This window comes from Pseudomonas sp. B21-040 (genome assembly GCF_024748695.1).
Lineage (GTDB): Bacteria > Pseudomonadota > Gammaproteobacteria > Pseudomonadales > Pseudomonadaceae > Aquipseudomonas.
The window spans coordinates 1,173,337-1,192,058 of the sequence record NZ_CP087176.1 but is presented as its reverse complement, the minus strand read 5'-3'; the positions used below and the strand labels follow the sequence as shown (position 1 = coordinate 1,192,058).

Here is an 18,722-nt window from a genome sequence, read left to right as displayed (position 1 = left end):
TCCGTTCCTCCTCAACCCGAACAAGGAAGCTGCCATGTTCCGCCCTACCCTTCGCTTCGCCGGCCTCTGCGCAGGCTTGATGATCTCTGCCAGCGCACTGGCGCTGTCGTTCAGCGACCTGTCGCAAAAAGACGCCACCGGCGGCCTCAAGGATGCCCTGACCCAAGGCGCGCAACTGGCCGTGAAACAGCTCGGTACACCGGGTGGTTTCAGCAACAACCCGGACGTAAAAATCGGACTGCCGGGCAAACTCGGCAAGGTCGCCAGCAAGATGAAGCAGTTCGGTATGGGCGATCAGGTCGACGAACTGGAAGCCAGCATGAACAAAGCGGCTGAAACCGCCGTGACCCAGGCCCAGCCGATCCTCGTGGACGCGGTGAAGCAGATGAGCGTGGAAGATGCCAAGGGCATCCTCAGCGGCGGCAACGACTCCGCCACTCAATACCTGAACAAAACCAGTCGCGAGCAGATCCGCGCCAGGTTCCTGCCCATCGTCAAGCAAGCCACCGACCAGGTTGGCCTGGCCAAACAGTACAACACCTTCGCCGGTCAGGCGGCGACCATGGGCGTGCTGGATGCGAAGAACGCCAACGTTGAAAACTACGTCACCGAGCAGGCGCTGAACGGCTTGTTCGAGATGATCGGCAAACAGGAAGAAACCATCCGCCAGAACCCGGCAGCGGCGGCGACCAGTCTGGCGAAGAAGGTGTTTGGCACGCTGTAGCGTTCAGCGAATGCCACACAAGAAAAAGCCCGCGGACCTTTCAGGTTCAGCGGGCTTTTTACTTAAATGGCTTCCATGACGGATGAGGTGACGGGGGCGGGCCGTAAAAAGAACACCCACTCACGCCCCATCTTGCGCTTCTCAAACACCTTCAGATCAACCAACCCGTTCAAGGTCGCCGAAGCAGTGTTGTAAGAACAGTCCAGGTTCTCCTTCACATTGACCGCCGTAAATTCGTTGGCCATGCCGCTCTTGGCCACTTGATAGACGGCACGCTGCTTTTGGGTGAGCTGGTTGAAAAAACCGGATGCCATCAACCAGCGATCAAAGCGTTCGGTGTAAGCCAGACTGTTGCGATAGGCGCTGGTAAAACCACTGACCGCCCGAAGGATCACCGAACACTGGAAATCGATGAAGTAGGTCAGGTCCAGTTCATCGGCCTCGGTATTCAAATACGAGCGTCCGTATTTCACCGGCGCGTTGCGTAGCAAAATGCTGATCGCAATGTATCGAAAGGCCGAAAAGTCATTCTTGAACATGAACCAGTAAAACAGCGCCCGCGCGACACGCCCGTTGCCATCGCGAAAGGGATGCTCATAACCCAAAGCAAAATGCAGCGCGATGCCTTTGATCAGCGGATGAAGATAGTCCGCACGGTTGGGATCGTTGTGGGGTTGATTGATCCATTTCGACAGCACCTGTAACCGTGCCACCAGCCCCGCTGCGGGCGGCGGGGTATGCACGGTGTTGCCCTCGCCGTCCTGTACCACCACATCATCGTTGCCTCGCAATTCTCCCGGCGAGTACTGCACGTCGTCGATGCCCTCGACACCAACACGATGCATCGCGGTGATGAGCTCAACACTCAGAGGCTCATAACGCTGCTCCCAAGCAAAGGTCATCATTTGGTAATTGCCAATGACCATTCGCTCATCTGGCGTTCGCGGCTGGCGATGACGCTTGAGCATATCCTTGGCCACCCGAGTGGTCGTTGCCGCGCCTTCGAGCTGGCTGCTGCTGATGGCCTCGTCTTCGATCAGATCATTGAGCAGATAACTGAAATGTGCGCGCTCACCAATCTGGCTGGTCATGTATTCCAACGCAGCGGTTGTGGCTTGCCGATCGACGGCTGAAATAGCCTTCTGCGCCAGCGGTGTCAGCAGGAAGTTGCCCCACTGGACCGGCTCGCCCAAAGGTAGAAGGCTGGAATACTGAGCCGTGCGGGCTTTTTTGACCAAAGCCCAGCACAACCTGGAATCCAGTCCTGGTGCCCAGCGGTAACGCAATTCATCGAATGGAAGATAGCGCCCCTGGTCATCCAGCGGCTTGAGCAGGGCCAGGTAGTCCGAGAGGCGTTCCTTGTGGGGCGAGGTCATCAACAGGTCGAATACCGGATCGGTCCTCCCCGCCACAACAGGTGGTTTTTTCATGACGACTGTCTCAAAAACTCGTGAAATCGAGATTCGAGTACAGCATTCAGCCCCCTCTGACTCAATATCAGAGGGATCTGAAATACACGTAGGAAGTCAGACCGGTTCTTTCTTGACCCTGAACCACGCCGCATACAGCGCCGGCAGGAACAACAGCGTCAATGCCGTCGCCACGATCAGTCCCCCCATGATCGCCACCGCCATCGGCCCGAAGAATACACTGCGTGACAACGGGATCATGGCCAGCACCGCCGCGAGCGCGGTCAACACAATCGGGCGGAAGCGGCGCACGGTCGCCTCGATAATCGCTTGCCAGGGCTTGAGGCCTGCCGCGATGTCCTGCTCGATCTGGTCGACCAGAATCACCGAGTTGCGCATGATCATCCCGGACAACGCGATGGTCCCGAGCATGGCGACAAAACCGAACGGCTGACGGAACACCATCAGGAACAGCGTCACGCCGATCAGCCCCAACGGCGCGGTCAGAAACACCATTACCGTGCGTGAGAAACTGCGCAGTTGCAGCATCAGCAACGTCAGCACCACGACGATGAACAGCGGCACGCCGGCCTTCACCGAGTTCTGTCCGCGGGCAGAGTCTTCTACGGTGCCGCCCACGTCCAGCAAGTAACCGTCCGGCAATTCGGCGCGTATCGGATCAAGCGTCGGCATGATCTGCTGCACCAGTGTGGCCGGTTGTTCCTTGCCATAAATGTCGGCGCGAACCGTCACGTTAGGCAGGCGATTGCGGTGCCAGATGATGCCTTCTTCGAAGCCATATTCCAGCGTCGCGATCTGCGACAGCGCAACGCTGCGGCCGTTGTCGGTCGGCACCGCCAGGCTCGGCAGCAACGACAGCTCGGTGCGCTCGTGCAGGGTGCCGCGCAGCAGAATCTCGATCAACTCGTTGTCTTCGCGGTACTGGCTGACACTGGAGCCGGTCAGTGAACTTTGCAGGAATTTCGACAAGTTCGCCGTGCTCACGCCAAGCGCTCGGGCGCGGTCTTGATCGACGTTCAGGTACACCACTTTGCTGGGCTCCTCCCAGTCCAGGTGCACGTTGACCACGTGCGGATTCTCGCGAACCTTGGCCGCCACTTTACGGGCCAGTGCGCGAACTTCTTCGATGTGCTCACCGGTCACCCGGAACTGCACTGGATAACCAACAGGCGGCCCGTTCTCAAGACGCGTGACCCGTGAACGCAGGGCCGGAAATTGTTCGTTGAGGGTTTCGATCAACCAGGTGCGCAGGGTCTCACGCTCCTCAATGGTCTTGGCCAGAACCACAAACTGCGCGAAGCTCGCCGCAGGCAGTTGTTGATCCAGCGGCAGGTAAAAACGCGGTGAACCGGTGCCGACGTAAGCCACGTAATTGTCGATACCGGCGTGATCGTTCAACAAGCCTTCAAGACGTTTGACTTCGTCGGCGGTGTTGCTCAGGGACGCGCCTTCGGCCAGTTTCAAATCGACCATCAGCTCCAGTCGACCCGACGCCGGGAAGAATTGCTGCGGCACGAAGCGGAACAACACCACAGAGGCAACGAACATCATGATCGTCAGCACGATCACCGTTTTGCGGCGGTGCACGCACCACTCCACCAGACGTCTGACCCGCTGATAGAACGGCGTGCCGTAAGGGTCAGGCTGACCCGTGCCATGTTTGGCGGCGTGAATTTTCGCCAGATCCGGCAGGAGTTTTTCCCCCAGGTACGGCACGAACACCACAGCGGCCACCCACGAGGCCAGCAACGCAATGGTCACCACCTGGAAAATCGAGCGGGTGTATTCGCCGGTGCCCGACTGCGCAGTGGCAATCGGCAGGAACCCGGCGGCGGTGATCAGCGTACCGGTGAGCATCGGGAATGCGGTGCTGGTCCAGGCATAACTGGCCGCTTTGACGCGGTCGAAGCCCTGCTCCATTTTGATCGCCATCATTTCCACGGCGATGATCGCGTCGTCCACCAGCAAACCCAACGCCAGCACCAGCGCACCAAGGGAAATCTTGTGCAGGCCGATCCCCAGGTAATACATGCAAGCAAAAGTCATCGCCAACACCAGCGGAATCGCCAGCGCCACCACCATGCCGGTACGCACGCCGAGTGAGAAAAAGCTCACCAGCAACACAATCGCCAAGGCTTCGACCAGCACTTGAACGAATTCGCCGACCCCGGTTTTCACCGCGGCAGGTTGATCCGATACTTTGCGCAGTTGCATGCCGGCCGGAAGGTTTTTCTGGATGCGGTCGAACTCGACTTCCAGGGCCTTGCCCAGCACCAGAATGTCGCCGCCGTCCTTCATCGCGACGGCCAGACCGATGGCGTTTTCCGCCATGAAGCGCATGCGCGGCGCTGGAGGATCGTTGAAGCCACGGCGAACGTCCGCCACATCGGAAATGCGGAACGTACGATCACCGACACGGATAGGGAAGTTCTTGATCTCGTCGACTGTCTGAAAATTCCCCGAGACCCGTAGCTGCAAGCGCTCACTGGTGGTTTCGAAGAACCCCGCCGTCGACACTGCGTTCTGCTCTTCCAACGCTTGCTGCACAGCGGCCAACGGCAAGCCTAGGGTGGCGAGTTTGACGTTGGAGAGATCGATCCAGATCTTCTCGTCCTGCAGCCCGAGCAACTCGACTTTGCCTACGTCCTTGACCCGTTGCAGCTGGATCTGGATACGGTCGGCGTAATCCTTCAACACCGCATAGTCAAAACCGTCGCCCGTCAGGGCGTAGATATTGCCGAAGGTGGTGCCGAATTCATCGTTGAAAAAAGGCCCCTGAATGCCCGGCGGCAGGGTGTGACGGATGTCGCTGATCTTCTTGCGGACCTGATACCAGAGCTCGGGAATGTCGACCGAGTGCATGGAATCGCGAGCGATAAACGTCACTTGGGACTCACCCGGGCGCGAGAACGAGACGATGCGCTCGTACTCGCCGGTTTCCATCAGCTTCTTCTCAATGCGCTCGGTCACCTGGCGCGACACTTCCTCGGCCGTGGCCCCCGGCCAATTGGTGCGTATAACCATCGCCTTGAAGGTAAAAGGCGGGTCTTCGCTTTGGCCGAGTTTGGTGTAGGACAGTGCGCCGACGATTGCCAGCAAAAGCATCAGAAACAGTACGATCTGGCGATTACGCAACGCCCATTCGGAAAGGTTGAAGCGCATCGGGGATTACTCCTTGTCCGCCAGATTGACCACGCGATTGGAGCGATCCACCGGGCGCACTTGCTGCCCGTCATGAAGCACATGAACACCGGCGGCCACGACCCAGTCGCTGGCGTTCAGGCCTTCGAGCACCGGCACGGTTTTCTCGCCGAACGCACCGACCCGCACCGGGGCTTTTTTCAAGGTGTTATTGGCGTTGAGTACCCAAACGTACGTCGCGCCGTTTTCTGCGGTGACGGCCGACAAAGGCACCGACAACGCCACCACTTCAGCAGTCTGGATAAACACCCGGGCGCTCTGGCCGAGTTCAGCGGTGACCTTGCCGGAGGTGAACGCGATGCGCGCGGCAAAGGTGCGCGACTTCGGATCGGCCGCCGGTGACAACTCACGAATGCGGCCACTGAAACGTTGATCGGGCTGAGTCCAGAGTTCTACCGACACCGGCTGCCCGACCTTGAAGCGACCGAAGCTCTGTTCCGGCAGGCTGATCAACACTTCACGTTCGCCATCGGTGGCAATGGTGAACACGGTTTGCCCAGCGGCCACCACTTGCCCGACTTCCACAGCCCGTTTGGCCACCACGCCATCCTGAGGCGCGCGCAGCACCGCGTAACTTGCCTGGTTGGTCGAGACGTTGAATTCGGCTTTGATTTGGTTGAGGCGTGCTTCACCGGATCGGTAAAGGTTTTCGGCGTTGTCGTACTGCGAGCGGCTGACCATCTGACGATCCATCAGGGTCTTGTAGCGATCCCGCTCGGCGCGTACCAGGCTCAGATTGGCCTCGGCGGCGGCGACCTGGGCGCGGGCGGCATCCAGTTGCAGGCGTACGTCTTGCGGATCGAGTTCGGCCAGAGGTTGGTCGGCCTTGACGCGCTGCCCTTCCTCGACCAGTCGTCGGCTGACCTTGCCGCCAATGCGGAACGCCAGGTCCGGCTCATAACGAGCCCGTACTTCACCGGGATAGCTTTCCATCGCCTGCGCCGAAGGCTCTGGCTGAACCACCATGGCCGGGCGCACGCTGACTTGAGGCGCCTCTTCGTGACCACACGCAGACAGAAAAAAAGCCAGGGACACTGGCAACGCGAGGGGCAAGGCATAGCGGAACATGGTGAAGGACCTTTCGCTAATGGTGCTTGGAATAATTATACTGACGAGTATGTTATTAATAGCAAACTCACCAGTCCAGTAATAAAAGCGAATATGCCGAACAATCTTTCAGCACCCAATGGCCCAGGCAGACCCAAGGATTTGGCCAAGCGCCAGGCCATTCTCGATGCGGCGAAAACACTGTTTCTGACCAAGGGCTATGCCAACACCAGCATGGATGCCGTCGCAGCTGAGGCCGGTGTGTCAAAGCTGACCGTGTACAGCCACTTCAACGACAAGGAGACGCTGTTCTCCACCGCCGTTGTCGCCAAATGCGAGGAGCAGCTACCAACGCTGTTTTTTGAACTGCCGGACGGCGTTGCGGTAGAAACGATACTGCTGAACATCGCACGCGGTTTCCATCAACTGATCAACAGTGATGAATCGGTGAACCTGCACCGATTGATGATGAACCTGGGCAGCCAGGACCCGAAACTCGCGCAGATCTTCTTCGAAGCCGGGCCGCAACGCATGCTGCATGGCATGGAGCGGTTGCTGGCCAAGATTGATCAAAGTGGTGTGTTGAGCATCGATAAACCGCGCAATGCGGCCGAGCACTTTTTCTGCCTGCTCAAGGGCGCGGGGAATTTTCGGTTGCTGTATGGCTGCGGCGAACCTGTAGTCGGGGACGCGGCCGAGGAGCACGTGCAGGAAGTGGTGGGGTTATTTATGCGGGCTTATCGACCCGAGCCAGCCTGATAGAAATCGGGGGTCTGGTCTGGCGCCTTCGCGAGCAGGCTCACTCCTACACTGGATCTATGCAACACCGTAAATCCCCTGTAGGAGTAAGCCTGCTCGCGAAGGCGACTCGGTTTTAAGGCTTGAGCGCCTTCTTCGGATAAATGTCATACCGGCTGGATTTACCGTCCAACGCATGACTCGGTTTCGGCCCGGCAATGCAGGGCGCCTTGCGCGGCCGCTTGACCACCACCCGATGACTGGCCAGCGCTAGCGCGGCTTCCAGTAGTGCTGGCGCATCCGGGTCATCGCCCACCAACGGCCGGAACAGACGCATTTCCTTTTTCACCAACGCGGTTTTCTCACGGTGCGGAAACATCGGGTCGAGGTAGATCACCTGCGGCGGCTCGCCCTCCCAATTGCGCATCACCTCAATGGAATTGCCCTTGAGCAAATGCATCCGCGCCACGATGGGCGCCACGTCGAAATCTTCCGCTCCGCGCGCCAGGCCATCCTCAAGCAAGGCCCCGATCAGCGGCTGACGTTCGATCAGACTCATCTCGCAGCCCAGGCTCGCCAGCACGAACGCATCCTTGCCCAGCCCCGCCGTGGCATCCAGCACGCGGGGACGCACGCCCTGCGCGATGCCAACGGCCTTGGCGATCATCTGCCCCGTGCCGCCACCGAACAACCGGCGATGAGCCGCCCCGCCTTCGACGAAGTCCACCCGCACCGGGCCCGGCGCATCCGCCCCAAGCTGTTGCAACTGCAAACCCTGCTCGCCGACCTGCAAGGCAAACTCGCCATCATCCACTTGCAGCGGTAAGCCCAGGCGCTCGGCCCATTGCTCGGCTTGTGGCTGAAAGGTCGTGCCCAAGGCCTCGACATGGATGCGGCAAACCGCCGGTTGATCAATCATCGGAAAACACGCTCAAAAAATTAATGATCGGCAAAAACGGCCGATAACAAAACTAACGGGCATTTTGCCAGAGCTGAGCGTCGACCGAGAGAAATGTCAGACTTTCAACCCACAATCACAGGTTTTATCTCGCCCTACGGCGATTACAACCTGCGAAACACCCAGGCGTTGGGCGGTGTCAGTCACCTGTGGCAAGATTTTTTTGCCCGGGCGATGGCCGATCAGCCGGGTGACGGGGTTCCTGAATCGCTCAAATTTCCACCGGTTGATCTGGAAAGCCCGGTCGAACCCACGGTGGGCAGCGAGTTGTTGGCGCACATCGTCTCGCAGCGTGAATGCAACGTGACAGAAACCGTGGTTCGCCCGCCAGAGCCGCTGTTCTTGCCGATTGCCGAGTTCGAAATGGACCTGGCCGACAAACCGGCCCCACCCTTCCCGCCGGAAGAAATCGTCGCTCAGCAAAAACAGCAGGACTTCGAAAGCGGCTGGGTCCGTCCAATCGTGCTCACCGCCGGTCAACCTGTACCGCAAGCTGGCCCGGCGCCACAACCGCGCCCGCTGCACCTGCCGATCGCCGAATTCGAAATGGACCTGCTCGACAAACCGTTCCCGCCGTTCTCCCCCGAAGAGCTGGTGGAACAACAGAAACAGTTCGATTTCGATAACGGTTGGGCTCGCCCGATCGTTCTGCAAAACCTGCGCATCGCCGCCTGACCTTCAATAACAGGCCCTCAGCGACACCCCATCGTCAGCCTTTGAACAGTTGATTGGCCTTCGCGTACGGCATGGATCGCGAGGTAAACCCGAAGGTGCCCGATGTTTTGATCTCTTCGGCCGCACGGAAAAACTCGCCATACGCTGCCAACGCCAGCGCCGAACCGACGCTGATACGTTTGACGCCCATCTCGCTCAACTGCTCGACCGTCAACTTGAGCCCGCCAGACATCAACACATTGACCGGTTTGGGCGCCACGGCACGAACCACCGCCAAGACGTCTTCGGCACTGCGCAGTCCCGGTGCGTAGAGCACGTCGGCCCCCGCCTCGGCGAACGCCTGCAAGCGGCGGATGGTGTCGGCGAGATCGGGATTGCCGTGCAGGAAGTTCTCGGCACGCGCGGTCAGCATGAAGGGGAAAGGCAGGCTGCGCGCCGCGGCCACGGCGGCTTCAACGCGCGCCACCGCATGTTCGAAACAGTAGATCGGCGCCGCTTCACGGCCCGTGGCATCTTCGATAGAACCGCCGACCGCACCGGCCTCAGCCGCGCGCAGAATGCTCTTGGCGCATTCGACGGGGTCATCGGCAAAGCCATTTTCCAGATCCACCGCCACGGGCAGATTCGTCGCTGCGACAATCGCGCGGACATTTGCCAGCGTATCGTCCAGAGCCATTGCGCCATCGGGGCGCGCATTGGAAAAGGCATAACCGGCACTGGTGGTGGCCAGCGCCTCGAAGCCGAGACTGGCGAGCATTTTCGCCGAGCCGGCGTCCCACGGGTTGGGAATGACAAAAGCCCCGGCGCGTTCGTGCAGTGCTTTGAACGCCTGGGCTCGAAGGGTTTGCGCATCCATTGGGCAGGCTCCTGAAAAGGGGAAAAAACCGCCTCAGAGCAAGCCAAGTTGCTCCACTGCGGGTTCTCTGTATAGCTCAGGCAGCGGCGGCAGGCCAGGCAAACGCAGCATCAGTTGTGCGTGAAAACGTTGCGCCAGCTTGGCGGCCAGCAGGTTGTCTGCGGTGTGCAGGAAGATGTACGGCGTACGGCCCTCTTCGATCCACGCGGCGATTTTCTCGACCCACGGCACCAGGAACGGATCGTTGGCTTCCAGCTGCGGATGGCCGATGAAGCGCACTTGCGGGAATTGTGTGAACGCCGCCGGACGTGGCGGCACTTTGGGCTTTTTCGATTGGGCGTGGAGCACCGACGGATCGGTCGACACACAACTGAACAGCGCTCGCGGATCGAGGCAGATGCGCTCGACACCGCGATCCATCAACAATCGATTGAGCATTCGCTCGGCATCGCCTTTGGCGAAGAACGCGTCATGGCGCACCTCGACGGCCAGAGGTCGCTCCAGCCCATCAATGAAAGCGGCCAGTTCCGGCAACCGTTGCGGCGTGAAGCTTTTCGACAATTGCAGCCACAACGGCGAAACCCGCGCGCCCAAAGGGCTGAGCAACTTCACGAAAGTTTCGGCGGCGGTCAGTTGTTCGCGCAGGTCACCACCATGGCTGATGTCACCGGGGAACTTGGCGGTAAAACGAAAGTGTTCGGGCATGACCTCGGCCCAACGCTGCACAGTCGAGGCAGCCGGGCTCGCGTAGAAGGTCGTATTGCCTTCTACGGCATTGAATACTTGGGTATAGAAATTTAGAAATTCAGCAGGTTTGGCGTCTGGCGGATAGAGGTAATCGCGCCAGGCGTTTTCGCTCCAGGACGGGCAGCCGAGGTAGTAAGGCTGCCCCATCAGATGTACAGGTCGAGGCCCAGCACATCCGTATCCCAATCGACAAAAGTGGCCGTGCTCAGGTAGCTGGCGAGTGCCGTAGCAACGCTTTTGCTCATGGCGCGGTGGTAGATCATGTCTTGTTGGCGAGCCGGGAGATTGCTCAGGCGTTGCGCAGAGGCTTTGGCGGCACGGGCAGCCATTTGCTCTTCGGATGGAATTTCCAGCTCGCCGTCGATATCAACGTAATCGTCTTCCGCCACAGGGCCTTTGCGAGCCTTGCGCTTGATGGGGTAGGACTGAGAGGAAACGCCGTCTATACGCATGAGTACATGTCCGGTATCAGTGATGGCAGTTTAGTGGCGCATTTCCCACTTCGCAAACCGCCGAGTGATAACTAGAACACAGAAAACGGAAAAGGTTTAAAAGCGGGAGGTATAAATCGACGATTGGCTGCGCTGGGTAGATCGCCATCGCGGGCAAGCCACGCTCCCACAGGATTTGTGTGGTTCACAAAATCTGCGGTTGGCTCAAAACTGTGGGAGCGTGGCTTGCCCGCGATGGCACCCACTCGGTGCCGGAAATCAGCGCGCTTTGGGCGTCGCCACTTTGTCGCGCAGGTAAACCGGCTGAGCCTGATCCGCGACAATCGCCTCGCCGCGCTCCCAGGCAAACCGCGCCAGTGTCAGCAGGTCTTCGGCATGCGGCAGCATGCCCGCGTCCTGCCCGGTCAGGTTCACGGCAATGCGCTCGGCATAACCCCAACCCGTGCCGGCACCGAACCACTCACCGCTGGCATCCGCCGGCAACGCCGCCGCTTCGGGTGGCAACACGGCTTCATTGCCCGCCAGGCGCATTTCCCCGGCCGTTTCGCGATAGCAGCCCCAGTACACTTCATCCATCCGCGCGTCGATTGCCGCGGCGACCTGGCTCACACCGTGTTCGCGATAGGCGCGTTGCGCCAGTACGGCCAGGTTCGACACCGGCAACACCGGGCGATCCAGCGCAAACGCCAGGCCCTGGACCACGCCGATGGCGATTCGCACACCCGTAAAGGCGCCGGGCCCGCGACCAAATGCGATAGCGTCGACGGCTTGCAAGGTGGTCCCGGCGTCGGCGAGCAATTGCTGGATCATCGGCAACAGCTTCTGGGCATGCAGGCGCGGAATCACCTCGTAATGGCTCGTGACTTTGCCGTCATGCAGCAAGGCAACGGAGCAAGCTTCGGTCGCGGTGTCCAGGGCCAGCAAGGTGCTCATCGATGTATCCGTAAGAGAATTCAGAAAAAGTTCGCCAGTATAAACAACTACGGCCCGCAAGCGGGCCGTAGAAGATGAAGCGGTTATCAGCTCAGTGCTTCAAGCACCTTGGCCGTGATCGCTTCAACCGAACCGACGCCAGGGATGTGGCTGTACTTCGGCTTGCCATTGGCAGCGGACAGATTCTGGTAGAACGCTACCAGCGGCTTGGTCTGGGAGTGGTAGACCGACAGGCGATGACGCACGGTTTCTTCGGTGTCGTCCTTGCGCTGCACCAGCTCTTCACCGGTGATGTCGTCCTTGCCGGCAATTTTTGGCGGGTTGTAGACGATGTGGTACACGCGGCCGCTGGCTTCGTGAACGCGGCGACCGGCGATGCGCTGGACGATTTCTTCGTCTTCGACGGCGATTTCGACCACGGCATCCAGTTCGACGCCAGCGGTTACCAACGCTTCAGCCTGAGGAATGGTGCGCGGGAAACCGTCGAACAGGAAACCCTTGGCGCAGTCGGCTTGAGCGATACGGTCCTTGACCAGTGCGATGATCAGGTCATCGGAGACCAGACCGCCAGCATCCATGATGCCCTTGGCCTTGAGGCCCAGCTCAGTGCCGGCCTTGACGGCTGCACGCAACATGTCGCCAGTGGAGATTTGCGGAATGCCGAATTTCTCGGTGATGAACTGTGCCTGAGTACCTTTACCGGCCCCGGGAGCTCCCAGCAGAATGACGCGCATCGATGTGCTCCTCAATTTTTTATATGGATATCGTCAGATTCGCCTCGTGGGGCCAATCTCAAAAATAGGGTCGTGGCCGCCCAAACGGCCAAAGGCTGCTCAAGATACACAGCAGTTCCTGCCCACACAAGCCGCCGAAAGTCGGAGAAACCGGCGCCTGTCATGCCCCTTCGATGAAGTGCTCCAAGTCGCAACCCCATCATTAACTGTCGCCTGACCGACCTTTCAACACCTTCACCGACAGGCACCCGACGCCTGCGCCGAGTGCCTCGCCCCACGGCAAAAACCTTAGCCGGTATTTCGCAAACCGGCGGCAATCCCCGCCACAGACACCAGCAGCGCCTGTTCTACAGGGCTGCCCTGCGCCACGTCCTGTTGCCGCGAACGTGCCAGCAACTCCGCCTGCAATAGATGAAGCGGGTCGAGGTAAGTGTTGCGTAACCGGATGAATTCAAGGGTGTCTGGGCTATGTGCCAGCAGCTGCGACTGACCGGTCAACCCCAGCACCACTGCGCAGGCCTGCGACAATAGGTCGCGTAAATGCACACCTAAAGGAAGCAAATCCGGCTCGACCAGGCGTTCATCGTAGGATCGGGCGATGTCAGCGTCCGCTTTGGCCAGGACCATTTCCAGCATGTCGATGCGGGTGCGGAAGAACGGCCATTGCTCACGCATCTGCCCTAACAACTCGCCTTCACCGCGCTCCAGCGCCTTGCTCAATGCCGCTTCCCAACCCAACCAGGCCGGTAACATCAGGCGGGTCTGGGTCCAGCCGAAAATCCACGGAATGGCGCGCAGGCTTTCGATCCCGCCGGCGCGGCGTTTGGCCGGGCGGCTGCCCAACGGCAAACGTCCCAGTTCCTGTTCAGGGGTCGACTGGCGGAAATACTCGACGAATTGCGGGTTCTCCCGCACCACAGCGCGGTACGCCTTGACGCCATCGTCGGCCAGTTCGTCCATCAAATGACGCCATGCCGGCTCAGGTGGCGGCGGTGGCAGCAGGGTCGCTTCCAGCACCGCCGCCAGGTACAGATTGAGGTTTTGCTCGGCGATGTCCGGCAGGCCGAATTTGAATCGAATCATTTCCCCTTGCTCGGTGGTGCGGAAACGCCCCGCGACCGACCCCGGTGGCTGCGACAGAATCGCCGCATGCGCCGGACCGCCACCACGCCCCACGGTGCCGCCGCGACCATGGAACAACAACAATTCCACTTGCTGTTCACGGCAGATGTCGACCAGACGCTCCTGCGCCCGGTACTGCGCCCATGCCGCAGCGGTCGTGCCGGCATCCTTGGCCGAGTCGGAGTAACCGATCATCACTTCTTGCGGGCCTTGCAAGCGCGCGCGATAGCCCGGCAGCAGCAACAGTTTTTCGATCACCGGACCAGCGTTATCAAGGTCGGCCAGGGTTTCGAACAACGGCACCACGCGCATCGGCCGCAGTACGCCGGCCTCTTTGAGCAGCAGTTGCACGGCGAGCACGTCGGACGCGGCGCCGGCCATGGAAATCACGTACGAACCGAGCGATGCACCGGGGGCGGCGGCCACTTCCCTGCAGGTCGCCAGCACTTCGGCGGTGTCGGCCGACGGTTTGAAGTACGCCGGCAGCAATGGCCGACGATTATTCAGTTCACGCATCAGAAACTCGATGCGCACATCCTCGCTCCAGTCTTCGTAGCGACCCAGGCCCAGGTAATCGGTGATTTCGGTCATGGCCGAGGTGTGCCGCGACGAATCCTGACGCACATCGAGGCGCACCAGAAACAGGCCGAACGTCACCGCCCGGCGCAGGCAATCGAGCAACGGGCCATCGGCGATCACCCCCATGCCGCACTCATGCAGCGAGTGGTAGCACAGCTCCAGCGGATCCAGCAGTTCGCGGTTGTTTTGCAGTACATCGGGCGGTGCGGGGGTGGCGGTCGTCAACGACGCATGCGCCCAGTTGCGCGTCGCACGCAAGCGTTCACGCAGCTGTTTGAGCACGGCGCGATACGGCTCGGCGCTGTCCCCGGCCTTGGCTTTCAACGCCTCGCTGGCTTGTTGCATCGACAGCTCGGCCGCCAGTTGATCGACATCACGCACATACAAATCGGCCGCCATCCAGCGCGCCAGCAACAACACTTCACGGGTGACGGTCGCGGTCACGTTGGGGTTGCCATCGCGGTCGCCGCCCATCCACGAGGCGAAGCGAATCGGCGCGGCCTGTAGCGGCAAGCGCAGGCCGGTAGCGTCATACAGGGCTTTATCGGCCTTGCGCAGGTAATTGGGGATCGCCTGCCACAGCGAATGTTCGATCACCGCGAAGCCCCACTTGGCTTCGTCTACCGGCGTCGGGCGGGTGCGGCGGATTTCTTCGGTATGCCAGGCTTCGGCGATCAGGCGCTGTAGTTTCGCGTGGATCTGTTCGCGTTCGGCCGGGGTCAGGTCGCGGTGATCTTGTGCGGCCAGTTGCGCGGCGATGGCATCGTACTTCTGGATCAGTGTGCGGCGCGCCACTTCGGTGGGGTGCGCGGTCAGCACCAGCTCGATGTCCAGTCGCCCCAATTGCCGGGCCAGGGAATCGGCACTGTGGCCTTCGGCGCGCAAGCGAGCGAGCAGTTCCGGCAGCACGCGCGCCTCGAACGGCGCGGGTTGCGACGCTTCGCGGCGGTGAATCAGCTGATATTGCTCGGCAATGTTGGCCAGGTTGAGAAACTGGTTGAACGCCCGCGCCACCGGCAGCAATTCGTCTTCGCTCAATTGGTTGAGGCTGGCGCTCAGTTCGGCGTCCACCGAACCGCGACGGTCGGCCTTGGCGCCCTTGCGGATCTGCTCGATCTTGTCGAGAAAGCCGTCCCCGTACTGTTCACGAATGGTGTTGCCCAGCAGCTCACCCAACAGGTGAACGTCTTCGCGCAAGCGTGCATCAATATCGGTCATCAGCAGTTCTCCAGCAAAAAATCCGGGCGGCCATGAACATCATGCTTTGCCCAAGAGTGCCGCCGTAAAGCCGTTCTTACAAGCAAACGACGAAGGGACTTTAAACTCACGGCGCAGAAGCTAGTCTGAAGAGGAAGCCGCACAACGGCTTTCGCCGGCCACTGCCGGACTCTGAAACGGCCTGCCACGAGCAGGAACGCATTGAGGTCACTATGAAAATTCGCGAGCTTGCCCAGCATTGGGAAGAAAACGCCAAGGGTCGCCTGACCGAGACGGGCTACACGATTCATCTGGACGTGGAGGCCGCCGCACGGCTGGCGGCGATCACCGAGATGTACCCCAAACGCCAACCCGAAGAACTGCTGGGCGAGTTGATCGGCGCCGCTCTGGAAGAGCTCGAAAAAAGCTTTCCGTACGTGAAGGGCTCGACGGTTGTGGCCACCGATGAAGAAGGTGACCCGCTGTACGAAGACGTCGGTCCGACGCCGCGTTTTCTCGCGTTGTCCCGTCGTCATCTGCACGATTTGTCGGCTGGTAACGACAAGCAAAAACACTGATCCAGCCGCGATGAAACGGTGGGAGCGAACGTGCTCCCACACTGGATCTTGGGTGATGACAAATCCCGGTTACTGTTCCAGTTTCTGCGGGGTTTCCTGGCCCATGCAGCGCACGGCTTTTTTCTTGCTGTCGATCAGCACACCGGTCAGGCCTTTTTGCTCGGTGTCGAACAATACCAGCACGCCGTCGACGCATTGCGCGACCTGGGCCGCCGGTTCCAGCGAGACTTTGTAGTCTTCGCCCGGAATGGTTTTAAGCATCGTGAATTCGTTGAGCAGCAACGCATCCTCAGGCTTGGCGAAATGCAGGTAGCCGTACCACCACAGGGCACCGACAGTGCCGAGGATGCTGCAGATACCGGTGATGATCAGCGGGATGGCGTTACGTTCTTCACTCATTGCGGACTCTCTGGTGGTTCATCTTCAGAATGTTTGGGCGCCGGGTAATTGGGGATTTCACCCAGGCGGCGCAGGCCGTTGAAATGCTGCGGATCGTCGAGATAACGCAACATGACGGTTCGCCAGACCGGGTCGGCGAACGTCTGCACATGCCCCCCTCGGGTCAGTTGCAGCACCCGTGGCGGCGGCGCAGCTTGATACAGACGGATGCCGTTGGAAAGGGGCACGATCGGATCGTCGATGCTGTGGTAGAGCAGTTTCGGTACGCCGTTGAGCTGTGGCATCGAGTTGATCGCGCTGTCGCCGTCCGGCACCAGCCACGACAACGGCACCTGGACTGGCCAGGTCAACCATGAGGTACTCAGGGCAAACTGGCCAACACTTCGATAGCTGGCGGGCGCACCGTCAAGGACCAGCGCCTTGAGTTGCTTCTGGCGCTCAGGGTGGTGAACAAGGTAGTGCACGGCCATCGAGCCACCGAGGCTTTGACCGAGCAGGATCAATGGTTTGCCTTTGACCTCGGGTGCCTGATCGAGCCATTTGAACGCCGCGTCTATGTCCAGATAGAGTGCCGGCAGGCTCGGCTTCCCTTCGGATAAACCATAGCCGCGATAGTCGATCAGCAGCACTTGATAGCCTTCCTTGGGCAACCACCAGCTCCCCCCAGATGCATCGGCAGGTTGCCACCGTTGCCGTGTAAATGCAGGACAGTACCTTTGACCTTGACACCCTTTTTCGCCGGCAGCCACCAGGCATTCAGCTTGACGCCGTCGGCGGTGACCAGGGTGACATCGCGGTACTCGAGATCAGCTTTTTCCGGGGTGAACAACTGCCCGGGCTCAGGGTAGAACAGCAGCGAACTGCAACCGCTCAAGGTCAGAAGCAGACAAACAATGCCGAGGAATCTCATCCGTTGAAACCTCGCGAGAATAAGGGTTGAAACACTGGGTCTGTAGGAGCCGAGCTTGCTCGCGATAGCGGTATGTCAGGCGATACACAGGTTGAATGTAATTGCGCCATCGCGAGCAAGCTCGGCTCCTACAGGGGATCTCATGGTTCACAGGATGTTGGAGTAATCCGCCTCGATCCGGTCCAGGCTCAGGTGGTTGAGGAAGTTGGAGAAGCACATCCACGCTGACAGCGCGTTCAGGTCGCGGAACTGTTCGGGCAAGTACTTGGGTGGCACCACCAATCCTTCATCGACCAACTGGCGCAAGGTGCGCATGTCTTCCAGCGTGGTCTTGCCGCAAAACAGTAGCGGTATCTGCTCCAGCTTGCCTTTGCGCACCGCCAACTGAATGTAGTTGTAAATCATGATGAAGCCCTTGAGGTAGGACAAGTCTTTGGTAAATGGCAGACCTGTCGGCACCGAGCCACGGAAAACGCGACTGGTGTTGCTGTAGCTCTCGGGCATTTCAAACCCTTGCTCACGGAAAAACTCGAACACCTGCAGGAAGTCCGCGCCCTCCTCCACCATGTGAATGGCGCGGGTGCGGTTGGTCAGTTTGCGCAGGCGACTCGGGTAGGACGCGAAGGTGATGATTTCCATCAGGATCGCCAGGCCTTCCTGCGTCACCGTCGAGGACGGCGGGCCCTTGGCCAGAAAAGTGCAGATCGGCTGGTTCAGACCATTGAGCGTGGTGCCTACGTGCACCAGCCCTTCGTGAACCTCCAGGGCTCGCACGTCGCGGTCGTTGAACATCGCGTCGGTGCGGATCTTGATGTAGTCGGCCCCCGCTGCCGCATCGGCGACGATGCCGTCGGACTCAAACACCCGAATGGTTTCCTCGGCCTCGCCAAACACCTTGTTCAAACGATGCTGCAGCATCGCGACAGCGTCCTTGGCGGTCAACGTCTTCGGTTCATCCTTGAGATCGCCACGGCCATCAATATTGTTCAGGTAATCGGAGAGCATCAGGCCCAGGTCGGACAAGGTCGGGTCGCCAGCGTGAAACGCATCGGACGCGGCGCCATACAGCTCCTGGGAAATCAGCCCGAAATCCTCGGTGCCGCGCGCTTCGAGCATGCGCACCACCATGCGGTATTCCTTGCACATGCGACGCATGATCTGGCCGACCGGATTGAACTGGCCGAGCTGGCGGGTGATGTCGCGCTCGATGTTCTGGAACTCCAGTTTCACCTGGCTGGAATCGAACGCCAGCGGCCGATTCAGGTAATAGTCACGGTCCACGGCAGGCAATTCCTTGCCCTTGGCCTTGAGAAATTTCTGACGGATAGTGTCGTCCCACTTGACCGCATCAAGGACCCGAATCGGCGTCTGCGCCAGCACAATGCGATCGGACAAAATGCGTATCGTCTGCTGGTAATCGTCCACCCGAAACTCCTGTAGAA

The 18,722-nt window shown here is 59.9% G+C and carries 16 protein-coding genes and 1 pseudogene; 4 read left to right on the top strand and 13 right to left on the bottom strand.

What is annotated here, in order from left to right; translation table 11 throughout:
- Window positions 1–34: 34 nt before the first annotated feature.
- Window positions 35–724 carry a DUF4197 domain-containing protein gene (locus tag LOY55_RS05300; protein WP_109786019.1) on the top strand — a complete coding sequence of 230 codons (690 nt, stop codon included), beginning with the start codon at window positions 35–37 and terminating at the stop codon, window positions 722–724.
- Between the two features lie 62 nt (window positions 725–786).
- On the opposite strand, the gene LOY55_RS05295 is transcribed toward LOY55_RS05300, so the two are convergent.
- From LOY55_RS05295 to LOY55_RS05285, 3 genes are all read right to left on the bottom strand, one after another.
- Window positions 787–2,154, bottom strand: a complete 1,368-nt coding sequence (locus LOY55_RS05295) for a Fic family protein (RefSeq protein ID WP_223523842.1) — start codon at window positions 2,152–2,154, stop codon at window positions 787–789.
- Between the two features lie 96 nt (window positions 2,155–2,250).
- Window positions 2,251–5,316, bottom strand: coding sequence for an efflux RND transporter permease subunit (locus LOY55_RS05290; protein WP_223523839.1), 3,066 nt, complete (start codon window positions 5,314–5,316; stop codon window positions 2,251–2,253).
- Window positions 5,317–5,322: 6 nt separating this feature from the next.
- Entirely contained in the window at window positions 5,323–6,423 is a 1,101-nt protein-coding gene (locus LOY55_RS05285) for an efflux RND transporter periplasmic adaptor subunit (protein ID WP_046029154.1), read from the bottom strand.
- Window positions 6,424–6,516: 93 nt separating this feature from the next.
- Between LOY55_RS05285 and LOY55_RS05280 the strand changes: the two genes are divergently transcribed.
- Window positions 6,517–7,161 (top strand): TetR/AcrR family transcriptional regulator, encoded by a 645-nt coding sequence (locus LOY55_RS05280; protein ID WP_223523837.1) that lies wholly within the window; start codon window positions 6,517–6,519, stop codon window positions 7,159–7,161.
- 115 nt (window positions 7,162–7,276) lie between these two features.
- Here the strand turns inward: LOY55_RS05280 and LOY55_RS05275 are convergent, their stop codons facing one another.
- Window positions 7,277–8,059 (bottom strand): class I SAM-dependent methyltransferase, encoded by a 783-nt coding sequence (locus tag LOY55_RS05275; protein WP_046029149.1) that lies wholly within the window; start codon window positions 8,057–8,059, stop codon window positions 7,277–7,279.
- Between the two features lie 93 nt (window positions 8,060–8,152).
- Here LOY55_RS05275 and LOY55_RS05270 point away from each other — a divergent pair, with 93 nt between their 5' ends.
- Window positions 8,153–8,773: a hypothetical protein gene (locus tag LOY55_RS05270; protein WP_046029148.1), complete on the top strand. Its 621-nt coding sequence runs from the start codon at window positions 8,153–8,155 to the stop codon at window positions 8,771–8,773.
- 34 nt (window positions 8,774–8,807) lie between these two features.
- Here LOY55_RS05270 and LOY55_RS05265 read toward each other — a convergent pair whose 3' ends face one another.
- The 6 genes from LOY55_RS05265 to ppc all read right to left on the bottom strand — a co-directional run bounded on the left by LOY55_RS05265 (window position 8,808) and on the right by ppc (window position 15,414).
- Entirely contained in the window at window positions 8,808–9,629 is an 822-nt protein-coding gene (locus tag LOY55_RS05265) for an isocitrate lyase/phosphoenolpyruvate mutase family protein (RefSeq protein WP_046029147.1), read from the bottom strand.
- A 33-nt stretch (window positions 9,630–9,662) separates the two neighbouring features.
- Window positions 9,663–10,523: a DUF72 domain-containing protein gene (locus LOY55_RS05260; RefSeq protein ID WP_046029146.1), complete on the bottom strand. Its 861-nt coding sequence runs from the start codon at window positions 10,521–10,523 to the stop codon at window positions 9,663–9,665.
- A complete protein-coding gene (locus LOY55_RS05255; RefSeq protein WP_046029145.1) occupies window positions 10,523–10,828 on the bottom strand; it encodes a hypothetical protein in 306 nt (101 codons plus the stop codon). The genes LOY55_RS05260 and LOY55_RS05255 overlap by 1 nt, the downstream gene beginning before the upstream one ends.
- Window positions 10,829–11,086: 258 nt before the next feature.
- Entirely contained in the window at window positions 11,087–11,761 is a 675-nt protein-coding gene (gene tsaB / locus LOY55_RS05250; RefSeq protein ID WP_046029144.1) for a tRNA (adenosine(37)-N6)-threonylcarbamoyltransferase complex dimerization subunit type 1 TsaB, read from the bottom strand.
- An 86-nt stretch (window positions 11,762–11,847) separates the two neighbouring features.
- Window positions 11,848–12,495, bottom strand: coding sequence for an adenylate kinase (gene adk / locus LOY55_RS05245; protein ID WP_046029141.1), 648 nt, complete (start codon window positions 12,493–12,495; stop codon window positions 11,848–11,850).
- 288 nt (window positions 12,496–12,783) lie between these two features.
- Window positions 12,784–15,414, bottom strand: coding sequence for a phosphoenolpyruvate carboxylase (gene ppc / locus LOY55_RS05240; RefSeq protein ID WP_223523834.1), 2,631 nt, complete (start codon window positions 15,412–15,414; stop codon window positions 12,784–12,786).
- Between the two features lie 212 nt (window positions 15,415–15,626).
- Here ppc and LOY55_RS05235 point away from each other — a divergent pair, with 212 nt between their 5' ends.
- Window positions 15,627–15,971, top strand: a complete 345-nt coding sequence (locus LOY55_RS05235) for a hypothetical protein (protein ID WP_034150733.1) — start codon at window positions 15,627–15,629, stop codon at window positions 15,969–15,971.
- A 69-nt stretch (window positions 15,972–16,040) separates the two neighbouring features.
- Here LOY55_RS05235 and LOY55_RS05230 read toward each other — a convergent pair whose 3' ends face one another.
- The 3 genes and pseudogenes from LOY55_RS05230 to LOY55_RS05220 all read right to left on the bottom strand — a co-directional run bounded on the left by LOY55_RS05230 (window position 16,041) and on the right by LOY55_RS05220 (window position 18,705).
- On the bottom strand, window positions 16,041–16,370 hold the full coding sequence (locus LOY55_RS05230; protein ID WP_046029133.1) for a hypothetical protein: 330 nt from the start codon (window positions 16,368–16,370) through the stop codon (window positions 16,041–16,043).
- Window positions 16,367–17,280: pseudogene (locus LOY55_RS05225) on the bottom strand (alpha/beta hydrolase). The gene LOY55_RS05230 and the pseudogene LOY55_RS05225 overlap by 4 nt, the downstream one beginning before the upstream one ends.
- A 147-nt stretch (window positions 17,281–17,427) precedes the next feature.
- On the bottom strand, window positions 17,428–18,705 hold the full coding sequence (locus LOY55_RS05220) for a flavohemoglobin expression-modulating QEGLA motif protein (protein ID WP_223523828.1): 1,278 nt from the start codon (window positions 18,703–18,705) through the stop codon (window positions 17,428–17,430).
- Between the last annotated feature and the right edge of the window lie 17 nt (window positions 18,706–18,722).